The organism is Lactobacillus sp. CBA3606 (assembly GCF_002970935.1).
In the GTDB taxonomy this organism is placed as follows: domain Bacteria; phylum Bacillota; class Bacilli; order Lactobacillales; family Lactobacillaceae; genus Lactiplantibacillus.
On the sequence record NZ_CP027194.1, the window covers coordinates 641,840 to 660,646 of the forward strand.

The 18,807-nt window shown below is 42.6% G+C and carries 17 protein-coding genes; 2 read left to right on the forward strand and 15 right to left on the reverse strand.

From position 1 onward, the window contains the following. Positions 1 to 65: 65 nt before the first annotated feature. From uvrC to C5Z26_RS03235, 3 genes are all read right to left on the reverse strand, one after another. Positions 66 to 1,880, reverse strand: coding sequence for an excinuclease ABC subunit UvrC (gene uvrC / locus C5Z26_RS03225; protein ID WP_105448587.1), 1,815 nt, complete (start codon positions 1,878 to 1,880; stop codon positions 66 to 68). A 149-nt stretch (positions 1,881 to 2,029) separates the two neighbouring features. Further along, on the reverse strand, positions 2,030 to 2,770 hold the full coding sequence (locus tag C5Z26_RS03230) for an amino acid ABC transporter ATP-binding protein (RefSeq protein ID WP_105448588.1): 741 nt from the start codon (positions 2,768 to 2,770) through the stop codon (positions 2,030 to 2,032). After that, positions 2,763 to 4,238: an ABC transporter substrate-binding protein/permease gene (locus C5Z26_RS03235; RefSeq protein WP_105448589.1), complete on the reverse strand. Its 1,476-nt coding sequence runs from the start codon at positions 4,236 to 4,238 to the stop codon at positions 2,763 to 2,765. Before C5Z26_RS03235 ends, C5Z26_RS03230 begins: the two co-directional genes overlap by 8 nt. Positions 4,239 to 4,431: 193 nt before the next feature. Here C5Z26_RS03235 and C5Z26_RS12530 point away from each other — a divergent pair, with 193 nt between their 5' ends. After that, positions 4,432 to 4,605: an SPJ_0845 family protein gene (locus tag C5Z26_RS12530; RefSeq protein WP_199774976.1), complete on the forward strand. Its 174-nt coding sequence runs from the start codon at positions 4,432 to 4,434 to the stop codon at positions 4,603 to 4,605. 233 nt (positions 4,606 to 4,838) lie between these two features. Here C5Z26_RS12530 and C5Z26_RS03240 read toward each other — a convergent pair whose 3' ends face one another. The 10 genes from C5Z26_RS03240 to rpsO all read right to left on the reverse strand — a co-directional run bounded on the left by C5Z26_RS03240 (position 4,839) and on the right by rpsO (position 14,938). Beyond that, positions 4,839 to 5,246, reverse strand: a complete 408-nt coding sequence (locus C5Z26_RS03240; RefSeq protein ID WP_105448590.1) for an iron-sulfur cluster biosynthesis family protein — start codon at positions 5,244 to 5,246, stop codon at positions 4,839 to 4,841. A gap of 167 nt (positions 5,247 to 5,413) precedes the next feature. Then, complete coding sequence (locus C5Z26_RS03245; RefSeq protein ID WP_105448591.1) at positions 5,414 to 5,710, reverse strand: nucleoside triphosphate pyrophosphohydrolase family protein; 297 nt, start codon at positions 5,708 to 5,710, stop codon at positions 5,414 to 5,416. Between the two features lie 2 nt (positions 5,711 to 5,712). After that, on the reverse strand, positions 5,713 to 6,306 hold the full coding sequence (gene yihA / locus C5Z26_RS03250; protein WP_105448592.1) for a ribosome biogenesis GTP-binding protein YihA/YsxC: 594 nt from the start codon (positions 6,304 to 6,306) through the stop codon (positions 5,713 to 5,715). Between the two features lie 168 nt (positions 6,307 to 6,474). Then, on the reverse strand, positions 6,475 to 7,740 hold the full coding sequence (clpX, locus tag C5Z26_RS03255; protein WP_105448593.1) for an ATP-dependent Clp protease ATP-binding subunit ClpX: 1,266 nt from the start codon (positions 7,738 to 7,740) through the stop codon (positions 6,475 to 6,477). Between the two features lie 227 nt (positions 7,741 to 7,967). After that, positions 7,968 to 9,284 carry a trigger factor gene (tig, locus tag C5Z26_RS03260; protein ID WP_105448594.1) on the reverse strand — a complete coding sequence of 439 codons (1,317 nt, stop codon included), beginning with the start codon at positions 9,282 to 9,284 and terminating at the stop codon, positions 7,968 to 7,970. A 205-nt stretch (positions 9,285 to 9,489) separates the two neighbouring features. Beyond that, positions 9,490 to 10,677 carry an elongation factor Tu gene (gene tuf, locus C5Z26_RS03265; protein ID WP_105448595.1) on the reverse strand — a complete coding sequence of 396 codons (1,188 nt, stop codon included), beginning with the start codon at positions 10,675 to 10,677 and terminating at the stop codon, positions 9,490 to 9,492. Positions 10,678 to 10,892: 215 nt separating this feature from the next. Next, complete coding sequence (locus tag C5Z26_RS03270; protein WP_105448596.1) at positions 10,893 to 11,813, reverse strand: hypothetical protein; 921 nt, start codon at positions 11,811 to 11,813, stop codon at positions 10,893 to 10,895. Between the two features lie 60 nt (positions 11,814 to 11,873). Next, positions 11,874 to 13,589: a ribonuclease J gene (locus tag C5Z26_RS03275; RefSeq protein WP_105448597.1), complete on the reverse strand. Its 1,716-nt coding sequence runs from the start codon at positions 13,587 to 13,589 to the stop codon at positions 11,874 to 11,876. Between the two features lie 15 nt (positions 13,590 to 13,604). Next, positions 13,605 to 14,480: a 4-hydroxy-tetrahydrodipicolinate synthase gene (gene dapA, locus C5Z26_RS03280; protein WP_105448598.1), complete on the reverse strand. Its 876-nt coding sequence runs from the start codon at positions 14,478 to 14,480 to the stop codon at positions 13,605 to 13,607. A gap of 188 nt (positions 14,481 to 14,668) precedes the next feature. Beyond that, positions 14,669 to 14,938 (reverse strand): 30S ribosomal protein S15, encoded by a 270-nt coding sequence (rpsO, locus tag C5Z26_RS03285; RefSeq protein ID WP_105448599.1) that lies wholly within the window; start codon positions 14,936 to 14,938, stop codon positions 14,669 to 14,671. 238 nt (positions 14,939 to 15,176) lie between these two features. Here rpsO and rpsT point away from each other — a divergent pair, with 238 nt between their 5' ends. Beyond that, a complete protein-coding gene (gene rpsT / locus C5Z26_RS03290) occupies positions 15,177 to 15,431 on the forward strand; it encodes a 30S ribosomal protein S20 (RefSeq protein WP_105448600.1) in 255 nt (84 codons plus the stop codon). A 90-nt stretch (positions 15,432 to 15,521) separates the two neighbouring features. Here the strand turns inward: rpsT and holA are convergent, their stop codons facing one another. Together holA and C5Z26_RS03300 are read right to left on the reverse strand one after the other, a co-directional pair. Next, positions 15,522 to 16,562, reverse strand: coding sequence for a DNA polymerase III subunit delta (gene holA, locus C5Z26_RS03295; RefSeq protein WP_199774985.1), 1,041 nt, complete (start codon positions 16,560 to 16,562; stop codon positions 15,522 to 15,524). After that, entirely contained in the window at positions 16,522 to 18,771 is a 2,250-nt protein-coding gene (locus tag C5Z26_RS03300; protein ID WP_234005719.1) for a DNA internalization-related competence protein ComEC/Rec2, read from the reverse strand. Before C5Z26_RS03300 ends, holA begins: the two co-directional genes overlap by 41 nt. Between the last annotated feature and the right edge of the window lie 36 nt (positions 18,772 to 18,807).

Sequence of the window (18,807 nt, forward strand, 5' to 3'; positions counted from 1 at the left end):
CTAAAAAGCCAGGCACTGCAAGAAGTTGTGAATTCTTGCAGTGCCTGGCTTTTTTGACCTACGGACTAAGTAGCCCCTTTTTGATAATGTTTGGGAGTCACGCCACCACCAGCTAACGAAAACTTAATGGTCTGTGCGACATTTTTTGCAACACCTAACTTCTGAATTTCTTCCACGGGTGCAGCCGCAATCTTCCCCATTGAACCGAATTGACGTAATAGCTTGTTACGCGTTTTCGGACCCACACCTGGAATCTCATCTAGGCGTGAACTTAATGAATGTTTCGTATGCACTTGCCGGTGGAACGTGATAGCAAAGCGATGGACTTCATCTTGAATACGTTGTAGCAAGTAAAATCCCTGACTCTTCGGATCAAGATTCAAATGAGCGTCACCTGCGGAGGCTAATAAATCCGCCGTTTTATGATGATCATTTTTAACCATGGCCGCCACCGGCGTAGTCAGGCCTAATTCGTTTTCTAAGACGTCTTTAGCAGCATCCAACTGAATGTCCCCGCCATCCATTAAAATCAAATCAGGTAAGGCTGCGTGCTCTTTTAGTAACCGCGTATACCGACGTCGGATGACTTCCCGTGTCGATGCGGCTTCATCCGCATGATCGACCGTTCGTAATTTATATTTTCGATACAGTTTCTTATTCGGTTGACCATCTGTGAAGACAACCATTGCTGAGACCAGATCCGTCCCTTGAATATGTGAGTGGTCAAAAGCTTCAATCTTATGACCAGCTGGGATCCCCAATGCAGCCGTAATCTCTTGCATGGCCCCCGTCGTTTTTTGCTCATCCAACTCCAACAGGCGGAACTTTTCTTCTAATACGATCCGAGCATTCTTTTCTGCTAAGTCAAGCAAGTCACGCTTCTGTCCACGTTGTGGCGTCCGCACTGGAATCCCTAGAATCTCACTTAACACCGTCTTATCTAGCCCCGCTGGTACCAAGACTTCCCGTGGCAAAACGTTATTTTTACGATTATAAAATTGCAAAATAAAACTCGTCATTTCTTCAGGCGCCGTTGAAACAATTGGAAACAAGCGTTTTTCACGTTTCATTAACCGGGCCTGTCGAATAAAGAAGACTTGGATCGATAACCAACCTTTATCCAAATAAAAGTTGAACAAATCACGCGGGGTATTATCATTTGAAATGATTTTTTGTTTTTCAACGGTCATTTCAATGTACGTTAACTGATCCCGTAATTCAGCGGCCCGTTCAAATTCCAAAGCCGCTGCGGAACGCGTCATCCGTTTCGTTAATTGTTGCTTAACGGTCTCAACATGCCCATTTAAAAAGGACTTAATCCGTTTGATTTGGGCCGTATATTCAGCCACCGGCACCGTCTTAAAACACGCGCCCAAACATTGTCCCATATGATAATACAAACAAGGCCGATGCTGAAAACCATTGCAACGCCGTAACGGATAAACCTTTTGAATAAAATTAACCGTTTCTTGTGCGGCATAAACGTTTGGATATGGGCCAAAATAATACCCCCCATCTTTACGCACATCGCTTACAATCAAAATTTGGGGGTCTCGTTCATTCGTGATTTTAATATACGGATAACCAGTGCCTTTTTTTAATTTGATATTAAAATATGGTTGATGCTTTTGAATCAACGTGATTTCCAACAAAAAAGCTTCTTTATCTGTCGAAGTTACGATAAATTCAAAATCAGCAATTTCAGAAACTAGGCGCGCGGTTTTACCGGTATGACTACTTTTAAAATACGACCGGACGCGATTCTTTAAATTCTTCGCTTTACCCACATAAATAATCTGACTATTTAGATTTTTCATCAAATAACAGCCTGGTAAATCAGGTAGTAACGCAAGTTTATGTTCAATATGTGCCAATGCCATGACGCGCGCTCCTCTCATTAATTTAGCGATACTAGTATACCGCCTGACACTAGGCGTGACAAGCAATCTACTCGCTAAGCTAATTTTAATGAACAAACGGGCCCGACTGGACTATTTTCCAGCCGAACCCGTTGATCACTCATAGCAGACTACATTAAAATTTTTGATAGAAAATCTTGTGCCCGTTCCGTTTTAGGGTGGGCAAAGAACTCTTCTGGCGTGTTATTTTCTTGAATATAACCATCCGCCATAAACCAGATTCGGTCGCCAACTTCTTTCGCAAAACCCATTTCATGGGTGACCACAACCATCGTCATCCCATCTTTAGCCAACTCCTGCATGACATTCAAAACTTCACCAACCATCTCTGGATCTAGCGCTGAAGTAGGTTCATCGAATAACATCACTTTGGGATTCATGGCTAAGGCCCGGGCAATTGCGACCCGTTGGGCTTGGCCCCCTGATAAGCTCGCTGGAAACGCCTCGGCATGGTCATCTAGTCCCACACGCTTTAACAACGTATGCGCCGTTTTAGTTGCAGTAGCATCATCGGTGCCCTTAACTTTCATTGGTGCCAGCTTAATATTTTCCAAAACTGTCATGTTCGGGAATAAATTAAACCCCTGAAAGACCATGCCCATTTTTTCGCGTAACGCATTAACACTCTTCGTATCGAGCGTCGTTAAATCTTGTCCTTCAAACGCTACTTTACCGCTAGTTGGGGTTTCAAGTAAATTCAAGCACCGCAAAAAGGTACTTTTCCCACCACCAGAAGGTCCGATAACGACAATCACCTGGCCGGCATCCACCTGTTCGGTAATATTTTTTAAGACTTCATTTTCACCAAAGCTTTTCGCCAAGGCTTCAACTTCAATAACTGGTTTAGGCATGTTGCATTCTCCTTTCGAAGTAGTTCAAGATCCGTGAGGCAGTGAAGGTCAAGATGAAGTATAAGACCATGATGACTACAATTGGTGCCACCCCACGATAGGTATCTGAACGGACGATATTGCTTTGATAGATTAATTCGGTTACCCCAATAATTGACACAATAGAACTATCCTTAATTAAGGTAATAAATTCATTCCCTAAGGATGGCCAAATGTTCTTCAAGGCTTGTGGTAAAATCACGTACCGCATAGTGCGCCCGTTTGACATTCCTAAACTACGAGCAGCTTCAGTTTGACCAACATCAACAGAATTAATCCCGCCCCGAATGTATTCGGCCACGTAAGCTCCAGAGTTTAATGAAATCGCAATAATCCCGGACGTTAATGCCGGTAGATTAACGAATAACCCTAAACCAAAGTAAACGAACATGACTTGAACCATCATTGGCGTCCCACGAATAAATTCAACGTAGGCCGTGGCGATCCACCGTAAGATGGTCTTGAAAACGCCACCTTTAGCCATCCGTGCTAAGGCCAAGATAATCCCAATGATAAATCCGAAGAAGACCGAACAAACGGTAATAATTAACGTATATTCAATCCCCGTCAAGAAAGCCTGCCAGTAATGACCCATTGAAGTATTAACCGTATTCGTTTTTAAGTATTTGCCGGCAGTTGGCAAGTACGTCTTTTTAACCAGCTTTTCCTGCTTAATTTCGGCAACAGTCTGATTAACTTTGTTAACTAAGCTTGTAGAACCCTTCCGAAAAGCAATTGCTGAACTTGTTGCGGAAGAACTCATATTAAATTTACTTGGAATCGCCGCTAATTGCTTGTTGTTAGCAACGTAGGCTTCTGCGGATGGTTTTTCCATCGCAACGCCGTCAATTTTATGACTTTGTAAGGCTAGGATTAAGTCTGACTGCGACGTCATCCCTTTAACTTGTGTATTTTTAGTTTGCTTTTTAGCAGCATTATATTGGGTCGTCCCGGTTTGCGCCCCTAGCGTTCCCCCATTAAATGAATCCTTATTCTTATACTTGGCCGCGTCCGTCTTGTTAATAACGATATCATAGCCACCTTGATAATAAGTATTCGTAAACGCGACATTTTTACGTCGTGCGGGCGTTGGATTCATCCCAGAAATAATCATATCAACTTTCCCTGTTTGCAGGGCAACCAATAGTGAATCAAATGACATTGACTTGATTTTCAGCTTCACACCTAAATCTTTAGCCACTTTTTGTCCAATCTGGACATCCATCCCAACGACTTTACTCTTACCATTGACCGTCGCTTGAAATTCATAAGGCGGATAGTCTGGCGAAGTTCCCATGACTAGGACACCCTTTTTTTGAATATCTTGTAACGAGGTATCAGCGGCCTGTGCTGATTGCGTCCCTAATGGGAGTACCAGCATGACTAACGCCGTTATAATTGCTAATAATAATCCAACTCTTTTTTTCATAAGCGTTCTCCTTGTTTTTGGTTTACAAGAACAAAGTATAAACGCTTATGATTATTTATGCAAGTAATTTTGATTATTTCTTTTCTTTATGCATAAAAATGCTATTTATACGATTTTTAATGTATATAAAGCGGATAACTGACAAATGCGCTAAAATTTGCTATGATTAGCCATAATTGAAAGGAATGATTGGATGAGTTTAAAAGTTCAGCGTCAAGACAACCTCGACAAATTATTCGATAAATTTGCGATTGGTCCCGATGACAAGGATAAATTAACAACTAAAGCGATTCAAACAACAATTGATGAACATGCTAACCGGCAAACGGTTGAACCTAAGCCTAAGGATCAAACAACCAAAAAATAGGCTAATTTAAAAAATGACAAGTTTAAGACGAAAGTCTCAAACTTGTCATTTTTTAGTCGGTCGATAACTGAACAACTTCACTGAATAGTGCCAGTTCAGCAAATTGCTTGGTCACTTTTAAATGTTGTGCATACTTTTGAGCTAGGTCTGGCTGAACTGCATTAGTTCCCGGTGTAAATAAAAAAAGCAGTGATTTTCATCACTGCCACTTAGTCCTTGAGTTAAATTTTTAATTAGCAAATTTTGGTCCCAATAGTTTGCATCTTTTCACGCCGTTCAGCTTCTGTTTCAGGGCTAACGTTCCGCCAGTCAACTACTGATAACGCGCCGTCTAGCATCCCACTGTCATCTTTTAAGGCCAGGGCATTGTGCCAACGTGAGATAGTCAACCCATTACCAAGAAAATCTTCATCTGCTGGTGCGGTTGCCATGTCATAATCGGCATTATTTTCCAATGCTATCGTATAATCTGGATCAGCCTGCTTCAAAATAACTAATTGGAACTTATTCCCAATTGCACAGCTACCACCCAAACTAGAGTATTTATTGGAACCATCATCAGTCGTCAGAATAACACGGCTCCCAGCTGGAATCTTATCTGCCAAATAGGCCTGTGCGTCATCTTTAATGTTAATCTTCATCGTCAACACCCTTTCAATTACAACAATTTAGTTGTGCACAACTCTTCTACACTTAATAATATAACGCAGACCGGATGAAATTGCAAACAAGATGATTTCAGCAAAAAAAGCCATGATTTCAACGCTTGTCTGCGTCGGAATCATGGCTAAACTAACTATTACGCCACTTACTTGGGCGCTTTATCGTTAGGATATTTCTGATTAAGTTTGGCAATATTTTGTTGCGCAACGTCATCAAATGGAATATCAGCCCACTCGGCAACTTGCGACAGATACCATAAAACATCGCCCATTTGCTTCGTTAGCTGGTCTTTATTCAAGCTCTTACCATGGAACGTATATTTTTTAACTAAATCAACTACTTGACCGGTCTCAGAAGCTAAGCCTAACGATAAATTCGTTAAAACTTGTTCATTACCGTAAAGTGTTCGATTTGCTAAAGCTTGATAGTCATTAAATTCCAATCCTACTTGCCTCCTACTGTATGTGCTTCAATCCACTGCCAAACAGCGTCTTTACCATCTTTCGTCTTCGCAGAAAAGGCGATAAAGTCGTCCTTTGCTTGGAACCCTAGTGTCTTTTTAATGAGACTCTCTTGCTTGTTCCACTTACCCCGCGGGATTTTATCGCTCTTAGTGGCAACCACTAGTATTGGCATCTTATAGTAACCCATCCAGTCATACATCGCTACATCATCTTTGGTGGGTGCATGGCGGGCATCGACCAAGATAATGACACCACGTAAAGTTTCACGGTTAGTTAAATAAGTTTCAATCATCTGACCAAATCTCTCACGGTCTTTTTTAGAAACTTTCGCATAGCCATAGCCAGGAACGTCAACAAAGTACAGTTGTTCCTCAATTTTGTAAAAATTCAGCGTCTGCGTCTTCCCGGGTTGCCCCGACGTCCGCGCATAGCTATTGCGGTTGATCAACACATTGATCAATGATGACTTTCCAACATTGGAACGCCCTGACAACGCAATTTCTGGATAGCCAGTCATTGGATATTGGCTGGGCGCGACCGCGCTCATGACAAGTTCTACGTTATGCACTTCCATCAAAATAGCTCCCTTACCAAATAGTCTTTTTCCATTCTAACACATTTCGTCCGTCACATATTGCATTCAAACTAAAGCAAAAAGGGCCTAAACAGCATTCAAGACCGTGATGCCCAAAGTCACCGCGGTCTTGAAATTAATTTAATTCACTTTAATTAATTTTGCTACTTAAGACGCCTTCTGATCGGCCAAAACCAGTTCTGGTTCAGCGTGATCTTCGACTGTAGCCTCATTAATAATCACTTTTTTAACGTCTTTGCGACTTGGAATATCAAACATAATATCCCGCATTGTATCTTCAATGATTGACCGTAAGCCTCGCGCACCCGTATTACGAGCTAACGCTTCACGTGCGATTGCTTGTAGGGCTTCTGGTTTAAAGTCTAACTCGGCATCATCTAATGCAATCAATCGTTGATATTGTTTAACTAAAGCATTCTTAGGTTCTGTTAAAATCCGGACCAAATCAGTTTCAGTTAATCGTTCTAACGCCGTTAAGATTGGCAAACGTCCAATAAATTCAGGAATTAACCCAAATTGTAATAGATCTTCGGGAACAACTTGTTGCATCAAGCTCTTCGAATCATCCAAGATGGTATTCTTGCCATCAGTATCCGTCCCAAAACCAATCGTCTTGTCACCTAGTCGTCGCTTAACGATGTCTTCAATCCCATCAAACGCGCCCCCTACGATGAATAAGATGTTCGTCGTATCAATCTGAATGAACTCTTGTTGTGGGTGCTTACGTCCGCCCTGTGGTGGCACATTGGCAATGGTTCCTTCCAAGATCTTCAAAAGCGCTTGTTGAACCCCTTCGCCAGAAACATCTCGTGTAATCGAAACATTTTCACTCTTCTTAGCAATCTTATCAATTTCATCAATATAGATAATACCCTTTTCAGCCCGTTCAACGTCATAATCGGCGTTTTGCAACAACTTCAAAAGAATATTTTCAACATCTTCCCCAACATAGCCAGCTTCAGTTAAGGTCGTCGCATCCGCAATAGCGAACGGCACGTCCAAAATTCGCGCTAGGCTTTGGGCTAAGAATGTCTTTCCAGAACCAGTCGGACCAACTAAACTAATATTACTTTTTTGTAATTCAGGACCTTCGTTATCTTCGTCGTCGCTCTCAGCCATCGCTTTAACACGTTTGTAGTGGTTATAGACCGCTACTGAAAGCGTCCGCTTAGCTTCATTTTGACCGATGACATATTGGTCTAATTCGTCAACGATTTCTTTAGGCGTTGGCGTATCTGTTAATTCGTGTGAGCGTTCTTCACTGAATTCTTCATCGATTATTTCCTTACATAAATCGATACATTCATTACAGATATAAACGCCGGGTCCGGCAACAATTTTTTTAACTTGATCTTGTGACTTGCCACAAAATGAGCAGTTAACTGGGCCATTTGTCTCGGTATTCTCAAACATTCATTCTCACCTCATCGATGTATTTACATAGTCTAATCATAACAGAAAATCCGGGTCAAAACCAGCTACGACCCGGTCATCTACGCTCATTACTATAACATGCGTTCATGAAAACAAAAAATAATTTGTCCATTAAGTTTCAAAACCAACCAATTGCTTTTCAAGCAAAGAAAAAAGCCTTGAAGGCTAGCCTTCAAGACCTCTCTAATTTTAGACCAATAAATTAATTAGTCTTTATCGTCTTTTTTTTCATCAGCTTTAGCAGTTTGCTTAGCAGAATCAGTAATCATATCAACTGCTTGGCGAATTGCGATGTCATGTGACAACATATCATCAGTTAAAGCGCCACGAACAGCACCTTCTTCCATGTTGTATTGACCAGCTAAATCTTTAACTTCGGCATCAATTTCATCCTTAGATGGCTTGATGGCTTCCGCTTCAACGATGGCTTCTAAGACTAAGTTAGTCTTAACCCGACGTTCAGCGTCCGCAGCGAATTGTTGACGTAAATCATCTTCAGTTGTGCCAGTTAACTTATAATAAGTTTTAGCATCAATACCTTGTTGTTGCATGTTAGCCAAGTATTGATCCATTTGACGATGAATATCGTCTTCCTTCATGGCATCAGGAACGGCTTCAATTTCAGCATTGTCAACGGCTTGGTTTAAAGCTTCGTCTTCAATGGCATCATGAGCAGCCTTTTCTTTTTGATCTTTAAGTTCATCTTTGATTTTAGCTTTTAATTCTTCAAGTGTATCAACATCTTCGTCAACATCCTTGGCAAATTCGTCGTCTAAATCAGGGAGTTCCTTAGTTTTAACTTCATGAACGGTAACCTTAAAGACGGCTTCTTTATCTTGAAGATCTTCAGCTTGATAATCTTTAGGGAACGTTACTTTAACGTCTTTTTCATCGCCGGCTTTAACGCCAACTAATTGGTCTTCAAAACCAGGGATGAATGAGTTAGAACCCAATTCAAGTGAATAGTTTTCTGATTCGCCACCTTCAAAAGGTTCGCCATCAACGGAACCCTTGAAGTCAATGACAACAGTGTCGCCATTTTCAGCTGGTTGGTCTTCTTTCAAAACTAATTCAGCTTGCTTTTCACGCCGTGATTCTAATTCAGCATCAACGTCCTTAGCATAAACACGCGTATTTTGACGCGTTACACTAAGTTCCTTGTAGTCGCCCAATTTAACATCAGGTTCAACCGTTACAACGGCCTTCAAAACCCAAGGCTTGCCTTTTTCCATGCTGTCAACATCAATCTTAGGTTGATCAACTGGTTCAATTTCAGTATCTTTAATGGCTTGTTCGTAAGCTTCAGGAAGCACAATGTTCAAAGCATCTTGATAAAGGGCTTCTTCACCATACATTTGATTGAAAATTTGACGTGGAACCTTACCCTTACGGAAACCAGGGACATTTAAGTTCTTCTTTGTGTTTTGGAAGGCTTTGTCGATTCCTTCTTTAATCTTGTCAGCACCAATTTCGAATGTTAATTCGCCTTCGTTGCCTGCTTTCTTTTCCCACTTTGCAGCCATTATATTTCCTCCGAAACATTAATATTTTCTACAATTCAAGTCAATTGCATACTTGTTAAGTTTAACCTATCAAATCCATAAAGTAAACCAAATCAGTTAAAAAAGCGCTAGATATGGCCGGCTTATTTGCGATTTTCTTAAAAAAAGAGACTTGGAAGAATCTCCCAAGTCTCTCTTAGATGAATCAATGAAAATCAATTAGAGATTAGTCATCAATTTCAGAAACAACCCCGGCACCAACCGTATGGCCACCTTCACGAACAGTGAACTTAGTACCCTTTTCAATCGCAACAGGGGAAATTAATTCAACTGTAAATGTAACGTTGTCTCCAGGCATAACCATTTCAACGCCTTCTGGTAATTCGATAACACCAGTAACATCAGTGGTATGGAAGTAGAATTGAGGACGATAGTTTGAGAAGAATGGCGTATGACGGCCTCCTTCTTCCTTGCTCAAGATATAAACTTCACCCTTGAAGTTCTTATGAGTTTGGATCGAACCTGGCTTAGCAAGAACTTGACCACGGACAACTTGTTCGCGGTTAACACCACGAAGTAAAGCACCAACGTTATCGCCGGCTTCACCAGTGTCAAGCGTCTTACGGAACATTTCAAGACCTGTAACAGTTGACTTGAGTGTTTCGTCATGCAAACCAACGATTTCAACTTCGTCACCGACTTTAACAGTCCCACGGTCAATACGACCAGAAGCAACTGTCCCACGACCAGTGATTGAGAAGACATCTTCAACAGGCATTAAGAAAGGCTTTTCAGTATCACGAACTGGAGTTGGGATGTATTCATCTACAACGTCCATTAAGTGTAAGATAACCTTCTTTTGTTCTTCGTCGCCTTCAAGCGCTTTAAGTGCTGAACCGCGAAGGACAGGAATATCGTCGCCAGGAAAATCGTATTCTGAAAGTAATTCACGTACTTCCATTTCGACCAAGTCAACTAATTCGTCATCATCAACAAGATCAGTCTTGTTCAAGAAGACAACGATGTAGTCAACACCAACTTGGCGAGCCAACAAGATGTGTTCACGCGTTTGTGGCATAGGACCATCAGTTGCGGCAACAACTAAGATAGCACCGTCCATTTGCGCAGCACCGGTGATCATGTTTTTAACATAATCAGCATGTCCTGGGGCATCGATATGAGCGTAATGACGCTTTTCTGTTTCGTATTCAACGTGGGCAGTATTGATTGTAATACCACGTTCACGTTCTTCGGGAGCAGCATCAATTGAGGCAAAATCTTGAGCTTGAGCTAAGCCCTTTTCAGATAATACCTTTGTGATAGCAGCTGTCAAAGTAGTCTTCCCATGGTCAACGTGGCCGATAGTACCAATGTTTACATGGGGTTTTGTTCTTTCATAATGTTCTTTTGCCATTAATGAAACCTCCTGTGATTTTCGCAAGAATGATGTCAGACCAAATTAATGCCCCGACAATTCTTTAGTTAATATTATACTACATCCTAATGAAAAGGCCAAATCACTCGCCTATCACTAGGAATCCTTAAACATTATATATAGTACCATCTGGTTTGTAAACAGATATTATTCAAAAAGTTGAATTTTTGTAAATTAAACGGCTTTGTTTTCAATTATTGGGCAAAATCAAGGTTCAGTTGTTGAATTCGTTGCTGCATGTCAAGCATTTTCTGCCCAGTCACCGTTAAGTTTTGGGGCACGGTCCCTGTTTGTGATGCCAATAATAAGGTCAACCAAAGTTGGGCATCCGTCATTATTTTTTCAGTTTCTGGGTATAAATACATCAATTGTAAGGCCAAAACTGCCTGTAAATTTTCAAACAATGTGACATCGGTTTGCGCAAATTGCTGCTGTAAGGCATGTTGAACCGTTTGACTCCCTGAATCTTGCCCCATTGCTGGCAAAGCTGCCGGAATGACTGCTAACCGCGTCTCATCGAGCCACAGAAACTGCACTGATGTTGTGACTCCCAAAGCTCGTAAGGTGTATAGGACCTCTACTCGTGACAATTGATGTAAAAATGGATCAATCAATAAAAATTTAGCAGCCGTCACATATTGCGCGTAAGTTAAATGTTGGGCAGCCAACAACTGATCATTTTGAGCGGCCACCGGTTGATCAGACAGGTGATAAAACTGGCGCATCGTCGTCTTTAAGGTTTGTTGCAAGGTCGTTGTTGCCAATGTCTCAGCCGCCGTAATTTGCGCAAGCGTTTGCGTATACCAGCTGGTTTGGGCAATACGTAATTCTGCGGCCATACGTGCTTTAATAAATTGATGGCTTTCGAGTAAGGCGGTCAGATACAAACTCGCCGCCGCATCCGTTGCCAGATAGGTCTGTTCATATTCAGCCGCATAGGTGCTGGCCAAAGTATACTTTTGCGTAGCAACCAAGGCTGTGACTAACTGTAAATTCAACGGATAACTTTGTGTCGTTTGATAAACCGTTTCAAACAAGCTGGCGGCTGTCGACCAATCCGCTTGGTCAGCAGCAAGTTGGGCTGCTTTAAGCTGTTGTTCAGTGTTACGGGTCATTGGCGCCCTCCTTTCCATTAGTAAGCAAAAAAGCCGGGAAATTCCCGACTAATTGCTTGCTTAAGCTTCAGTTTCGGCTGGCGCTGGTTTCGCCTTTTTGGTTCGCCGATGATGTTGATTAACTTCCATAATCACGGGTAAAATCACAGGATGTCGCTTCGTCTGATCCCACAAATAGTGGTTCAATTTTTCACGAACTGCCTGCTTTAGATGACCCCAATCAAATTCTTTATTATCCAAGTTAGATTGGACGGTTTCTTTGACCAGTTCCGCACTCTCTTGCATCAAATCTTTACTCGTCTTCACGTACACAAATCCACGTGAAGTGATTTTCGGCGTTGCGATAATTTTCTTTTTCTTACGATCAATCGTAACTACTGCGACAAAAATACCATCTTCAGATAAAATCTTACGATCACGCAAGACGATATTACCAATGTCGCCAACACCAATGCCATCAATCATCGTGTCGCCAACTTCAATCGAGTTAGCAAGATGCATGTCGGTCCCATCATAAACGAATTGATCACCTTTAGCAGCGATGAAGATATGATCAGCGGGAATGCCAACCTCTTTCGCATATTCAGCATGCGTATCTAATAAGCGATACTCACCTTGAATTGGCATAAAGTATTTAGGTTTCATTAAATTCATCATCAACTGTAAATCAGTTTTAGTCGCATGACCTGAGGAATTCATTTCATCCGCAATTGCTTTTACATCTGCCCCGGCCCGATAAATCATATCACGAGTCTTGGCAACCACTGTTTCCATTGAATGTGAAGGGGTCGTCGTAATAAAGACCAAATCACCAGTTTCAATATTCAACTTGCCCTCTTGTTTGTTGGCCATTCGTTGGAGGGCCTTAATTGGTTCACCCATCCGACCAGTTTGTAAAATAACCACTTGAGCTGGGTCTAACTTATCAATTGAGTCCAACGGTACGACAACATCTGCTGGCATCCGTAACTTGCCGAGCTTCAAGGCTGTGTTAATAATACTTTCAACATCACCGGGCATCAAGGCCACTTTACGACCTGATTTTTCGGCAGCATCCAACACTTGCTGAATCCGCAAAATATTCGAAGCAACCGAAGCCACAATAATGCGACCAGTATGATATTTGAAGGTATCCAAAACGTAAGCCGCAATGGCATGTTCGCTGACAGGTTGATCAAAGTTTTCAGCACTCGCTGAATCACTCAATAGTGCCAAGACACCTTTGGAACCGATCTCAGCTAACCGAGCAAAATCAGTCTGGTAGTTGGTAATAGCTGTCTGATCAAACTTAAAGTCACCGGTATAGACGACTTGTCCGGCACTCGTTTGCAACACAATTCCCATAGAATCTGGAATCGAATGTGTCGTCCGGAAAAATGATGCCGTCACCGTTCCAAAATCAATTTCAGTTTTTTCATCAATAATATGAAAATCATCGAATTGCTTCGCCTTAGGATCTTTTTGTAATTGAATCTTAGCCAATTCAACGGTTAATTTTGATCCAAAAACTGGCACACTAAACTCATTTAAAAAGTAGGGTAAGGCCCCAATTGCATCCGCATGACCATGGGTTAAGAAGACCCCGACAATACGGTCAGCATTTTCACGCAAATAACTGAAATCGGGAATCACGACATCAATACCGAGCAATTCATTTTCAGGGTATTTCAAACCACAATCCAAGATATAAATTTCTTCATCGACTTCGACTGCATACATATTTTTACCGTTTTCACGGACCCCACCAAAGGGGGTAATTTTAACTTCACTACTCAATTATTTCACCTTGATTCATTTAATATTTAGAGTGACAAACAACTTAGCTTCTTGTTCGGAATTTAACGGTAAGATTGGTAACCTGGGATCGCCCACTGGTTGCCCTAAATAATTCAACGCTGCTTTCACCGGTGATGGCGATGGCGCACTGAACAAAGCGGCCATTTTAGGTGTTAAATCACGTTGATACTTAGCGGCTAATGCCACGTCACCTGTCGTGACAGCTTGATACATCGCGGTCATTTCATCACCGTATAAGTGACTCGCCACCGAAATAACGCCAGCACCGCCGATTTCTTTGGCAGCTAGGCTTTGCGCATCCTCACCGGTGTAAACTAAAAAGTCGGCCGGTGCTTGTTCAACTAAGGCCCCATATTCTTCCATTGAGGCACACTGCTTTACCCCGATAATATTAGGCTGTTTGGCAAGCGTTAAGATGGTCGCCACCGTCATTTTCACAACAACCCGACCGGGAATATTATAAATAATCACAGGTAACCCACCCTGTTCGGCAACAGCCGTAAAGTGAGCAATCATCCCAGCTTGATCAGGTTTGTTATAGTAAGGGACAACCACCAAGGCTGCATCAATGCCTTTAATTTGACTCACTTTTTGAGTAAATGCAATCGTTGCCGCTGTATTATTTGATCCAGTACCGGCAACAATTGGGACCCGACCAGCCACAATCTTAGCGGTTTTAGTCAATAAGGCTAGTTTCTCTGCTTCTGACAACGTTGGGGCTTCGCCCGTTGTACCACCTACGATTAAACCTTGGGTCCCGTGAGCCAACAAATGTTCAATCAAACTAACTAATCGTTCGTCATCCAATTGTTGTTGCGCGTTAAACGGGGTCACCATCGCAGTCATTAAATCAACATTTTCAAAGTTCATGAATTAAAAACTCCTTATAATAAAAATTTACAAGTACCATTGTACTTGTGCCGAATAAGTAACTCACCCCAGTTTACCACATTTTAAACTAAAGCAATAGCTAGACCTTTAACCACTCTAATTAGGCCCAACACGACCTTTTATGTAAAAAAAAGAACCGCCAGTTGGCAGTTCTCTCAATTTCAATATTAACGACGAAGACCAAGACTTTGGATTAAGTCACGGTAACGGTTAACGTCTTCCTTACGCAAGTAAGCTAATAAGTTACGACGATGACCAATTTTCTTCATCAACCCACGTTGTGAGTGAAAATCTTTCTTATGAACACGTAAATGTTCGTTTAATTCGTTGATATCCTCCGTTAAAACTGCAACTTGGACTTCAACTGAACCAGTGTCGCCTTCGTGACGGGCATACTTAGTAATAAGTTCCGTCTTCTTTTCGCGTGAAATTGCCATGTGTATCAACCACCTTTCGAATAATTGCCCTAAACTGAGTAAGTCGTTGGTGGTGCACGATAAACTAAGTAAAGGGTTGCTGAACACTTGATATAGTCTAGCAAAGTCACGTTTAAAAAGCAAGTTTCAATGCATATCAAGTTAAATTACTTTACACATAACAGTTGCAATCAGGCCGGGCCTTATGTATAATAACATTTGTTGAAAAAAAGTTGGTCCTTGATGGAGGTGAATCTATATGCCAATTATCAAATCCGCTATTGAACGCGTGAAAACAAACAATAAAGCAAATGCTCGTAATACCACTCAAATGAGTGCAATGCGGACTGCTGTTAAAAAATTCGAAACTGCTAAAACTACCGGCGCCGATAACGTCGATGATTTATACTTAGCAGCCGTTAGCGCGGTTGACAAAGCTGCTTCTAAGGGGCTTATCAAACGTAACAAGGCTGCCCGTGACAAGTCACGGATGGCTGTTCGTTACGCTAAGTAAAGCGCAATTCGACTCCCGAGCATTTGCTTAGGAGTTTTTTAATACCTAAAAATGCTTCAAAACTCGTCTAACTGAGTTTTGAAGCATTTTTTAGTTTTGGACTAACGCCTGTCGTTCATTCACAAATTGGACCATGAATAATTCAAATAATAATTCGGGATCACGTTGCGTCGTTTTCATTTGGACTTCCGTCTGCAACAAACCTAGATAAGCCGCTCGCAATGCGGGTTGGTTAAACTGTCGGACCGTTTGCAAGGCTAACTTCACCCGATACGGATGCACTTTTAAAGTGCTCGCCAAGCTTCCCTGGCTATACCCAGCGCGTGCCAAAATCTTAACTTGTAGTAACAAGCGGAATTGGCCCAGCAGAATCGCATTGATTTTTAATGGCGCCTCTTGGGCCGTCACTAACTCATGATAAAGTTCGACGGCCGCTTGCGTTTGATACCGTAAGACGTTATTGACCAAGTCAAATACATTTTGTGTTAATGATTTCGTGACTAAGGCATCCACAGCCGGTAAATCAATTCGTTGTGACTGAGCGGCGTAAATCATCAGTTTAGGTAGTTGTGCCATGATTAGTCCTAGTTGACCATCAGTCCGACTAACTAAAGCTTGTAGCGCATCTGGATCAATCGAAATTTTTTTGGCCGTTAATTCCGATTGGACATACTTTTGTGTGTCGTGTTCTGAAACCTGATTGATTTCAACGATGGTCGCCTGTTTTTTTAACGATTTGACCAGTTTTTTCCGTGCATCTAACTTTTCATAAGGCGCCATCAAAACCATGATTGTGTCTGGTTCCGGATGGTCAAAATAACTTTGTAACGTGTCCAAATCGTGATCAATTTTATTTTTTTTCGTTTCACCGGTTAAAAAATAGGGATGATTAATAAAAACTAACCGACGTTCACCAAAGAAAGGCGCCGACATGGCGTCGTCTAACGCGACCGCTACAGGCGTCGTTTCCATATCATAACTCCCCACATTCATGGTCTGTTCTTCACTGGGAATCACCTGCAGTAATTTGGTTTTCAGTTGATCTGCTAAATAATTAACGGTCCCTAAAACCACATAAATTGAGGCTAATTTACCGTGCTGAAGGTCCTGTATGGCCTGCTGTGCGTTGATAGAAATTACCTTCCTTCAAAAATGTTTGCCAGGTGCTTGCGCGACCACCACCAAAACGATACGTAATCATCCCCTGTAACGCCGTTGAATACGTGATAATATGTTGTTGTGCAAGCGTCGTCAATGTTTCCTGGTTGGGGTGACCATACCGATTATGCCGGCCAACTGACAGAATTGCCCGCCGGACTTGCAATTGTTGTAAGGCCTGATAATTTGAGGCAGTCTTACTGCCATGATGTCCTAATTTTAACACATCCACTCTTAACATCGGATACCGAGCCACAATGGCCCGCTCTCCAGCCTGATCCAGGTCACCGGTGAACATAAACTGTTGCCCCCCAAACCGCCCCGTTAATACTAATGAATCCGCATTCTCTGCACGACCGGGATGAAACGGATGGACCGCAGTTAAGCCATCTGCAAACCGTTGTCCAGCAATAACTTCTCTAACCTGTGGTTGCCACCTTGCTTGTGCTAATAGTTGTTTAAATTTAGGTAACCCAGCCATTCCAGCCGGAACCACCACTTGTCGCACCTTAATCAGCTGCAACAATCGGCCTAAATCGCCAATATGATCCACATCTTTATGCGATAAATAAACCGTATCTAGATGATTTAGACCTAGCTGATGTAAATAATTAACTGTAATCGTTTCAACGCGTGCTCGCGCCGGTCCACCAGTTTGCCAGGCCGGGGTTGGAAACTGTAAGCGGCCGCCCGTATCAATCAGACTAACTTGTCGATTAAATGGTTGTCGAATTAAAATCGAATCACCTTGACCGATATCAATAAATTGCACTGCGCCACGTAATGGCCATCTGATACTCAAAATCAGCCCAAAATAAGCTAACCCTAAGCGAATTGCCAGACGTTTAGTGGGGGTCCGTAATAACCATAGCGTGGTTAAAGTCAGCCCCCAAGCTAACCAAGGAGCCGGGCGACCGATCGTCAATAACCCCGGCAGCGTCCCGACCCAATCAATCCCCCGTTGAAAGAGCGCTAATCCCTGTTCACACCAAGTCGCAATGGTTAGCGAATATTGCCCCAGACTGGCACCAATTATGGTCAATGGCAGTAGCCCCCAACTGAATAGTGGCGCCACAATTAGATTGACTAGCAGCGTCAATAGATGCCACTGGGCAGTTGCCATTAAAATCACGGGCAAACTAAGCAGTTGTACCCAGCCACTTAACCGCCAACCGGACATTGGTGGCGCTAAAATCAAGAGCAACGCTAACCCATAACTTAGTTGACCGCCTAATTGTAATAACACCAAAGGATTCGTCCAAATTCCAATCAATAAGGCCAAACTCCAGCCCGCCAACGCACCACTAGCTTGCCGCGTCAGTAATTGCCACCCCAGCGGTAGCCAGGCAGTGATAACGGCGCGTTGTAAGCTATCCGCACCACCGCCAAGCACCAAGTATACCGGCAATAAGCCTAATAGCCAGTAATCAATCGCCGTTTGGCTCAAGTGGCCCCGAACCAGTACCCACCGTAACATCTTAATTAGTAGAATGACGTGAAGCCCTGACAAACTAAATAAGTGCATTAGCCCCAACTGTTGCACACTCGTCATCTGCGTCCGAAAATTAACTGGCCGTAGTCCGACTAACAAGCTTTTAGCATATAATTGCAATGTCGGTGGTAATCGTTCCAATGCCAAGCTAAACCGCTGTCGCACTTGATGAATCCAATCCAATCCTCCCAGCCAACCAGTTCGTGGTGCCAAGGTTAAAGCTGTAACTTTTTTAATGGTTAATTGCCGATAAATCCCCTGGCTCCGATAATAGCTAGGTCCATCGAATTGACCAGGATTGGTTGGTGGCCCGATTGGCGCTAATTCGCCCACGACTTGCCACCGTGTTCGTTGCGTCAGCTGACTTAACTGTTGCTTTTCAGCAGCTGAGGTTAAGCGCCCATAACTGATTAACTGACCATGAGCACTCGTTGCCAGCAGCTGATACTGACCGCCTTTCAACCTAATTTGGTCCGGCTGAACCGTCATCGCTAATGTGACCGTTTGTGGTAATTCCCCACTAATCTGAGTAAACTGCCGATTTTTAAAAATCAGCCAGCTGGCCATGACCGCCATCACACACACTGTCCCCATTAACAGCCGCCGCTGTCGCATGTAAACAAGCCGTAACCCCCACAGGCCTAACAACCCAGCTGCGGGCCACTGCTGGCCCACAAGCCAACTACTCAATAAGCCACTACCAATAGCCGCAAAAAACAAGCCCCG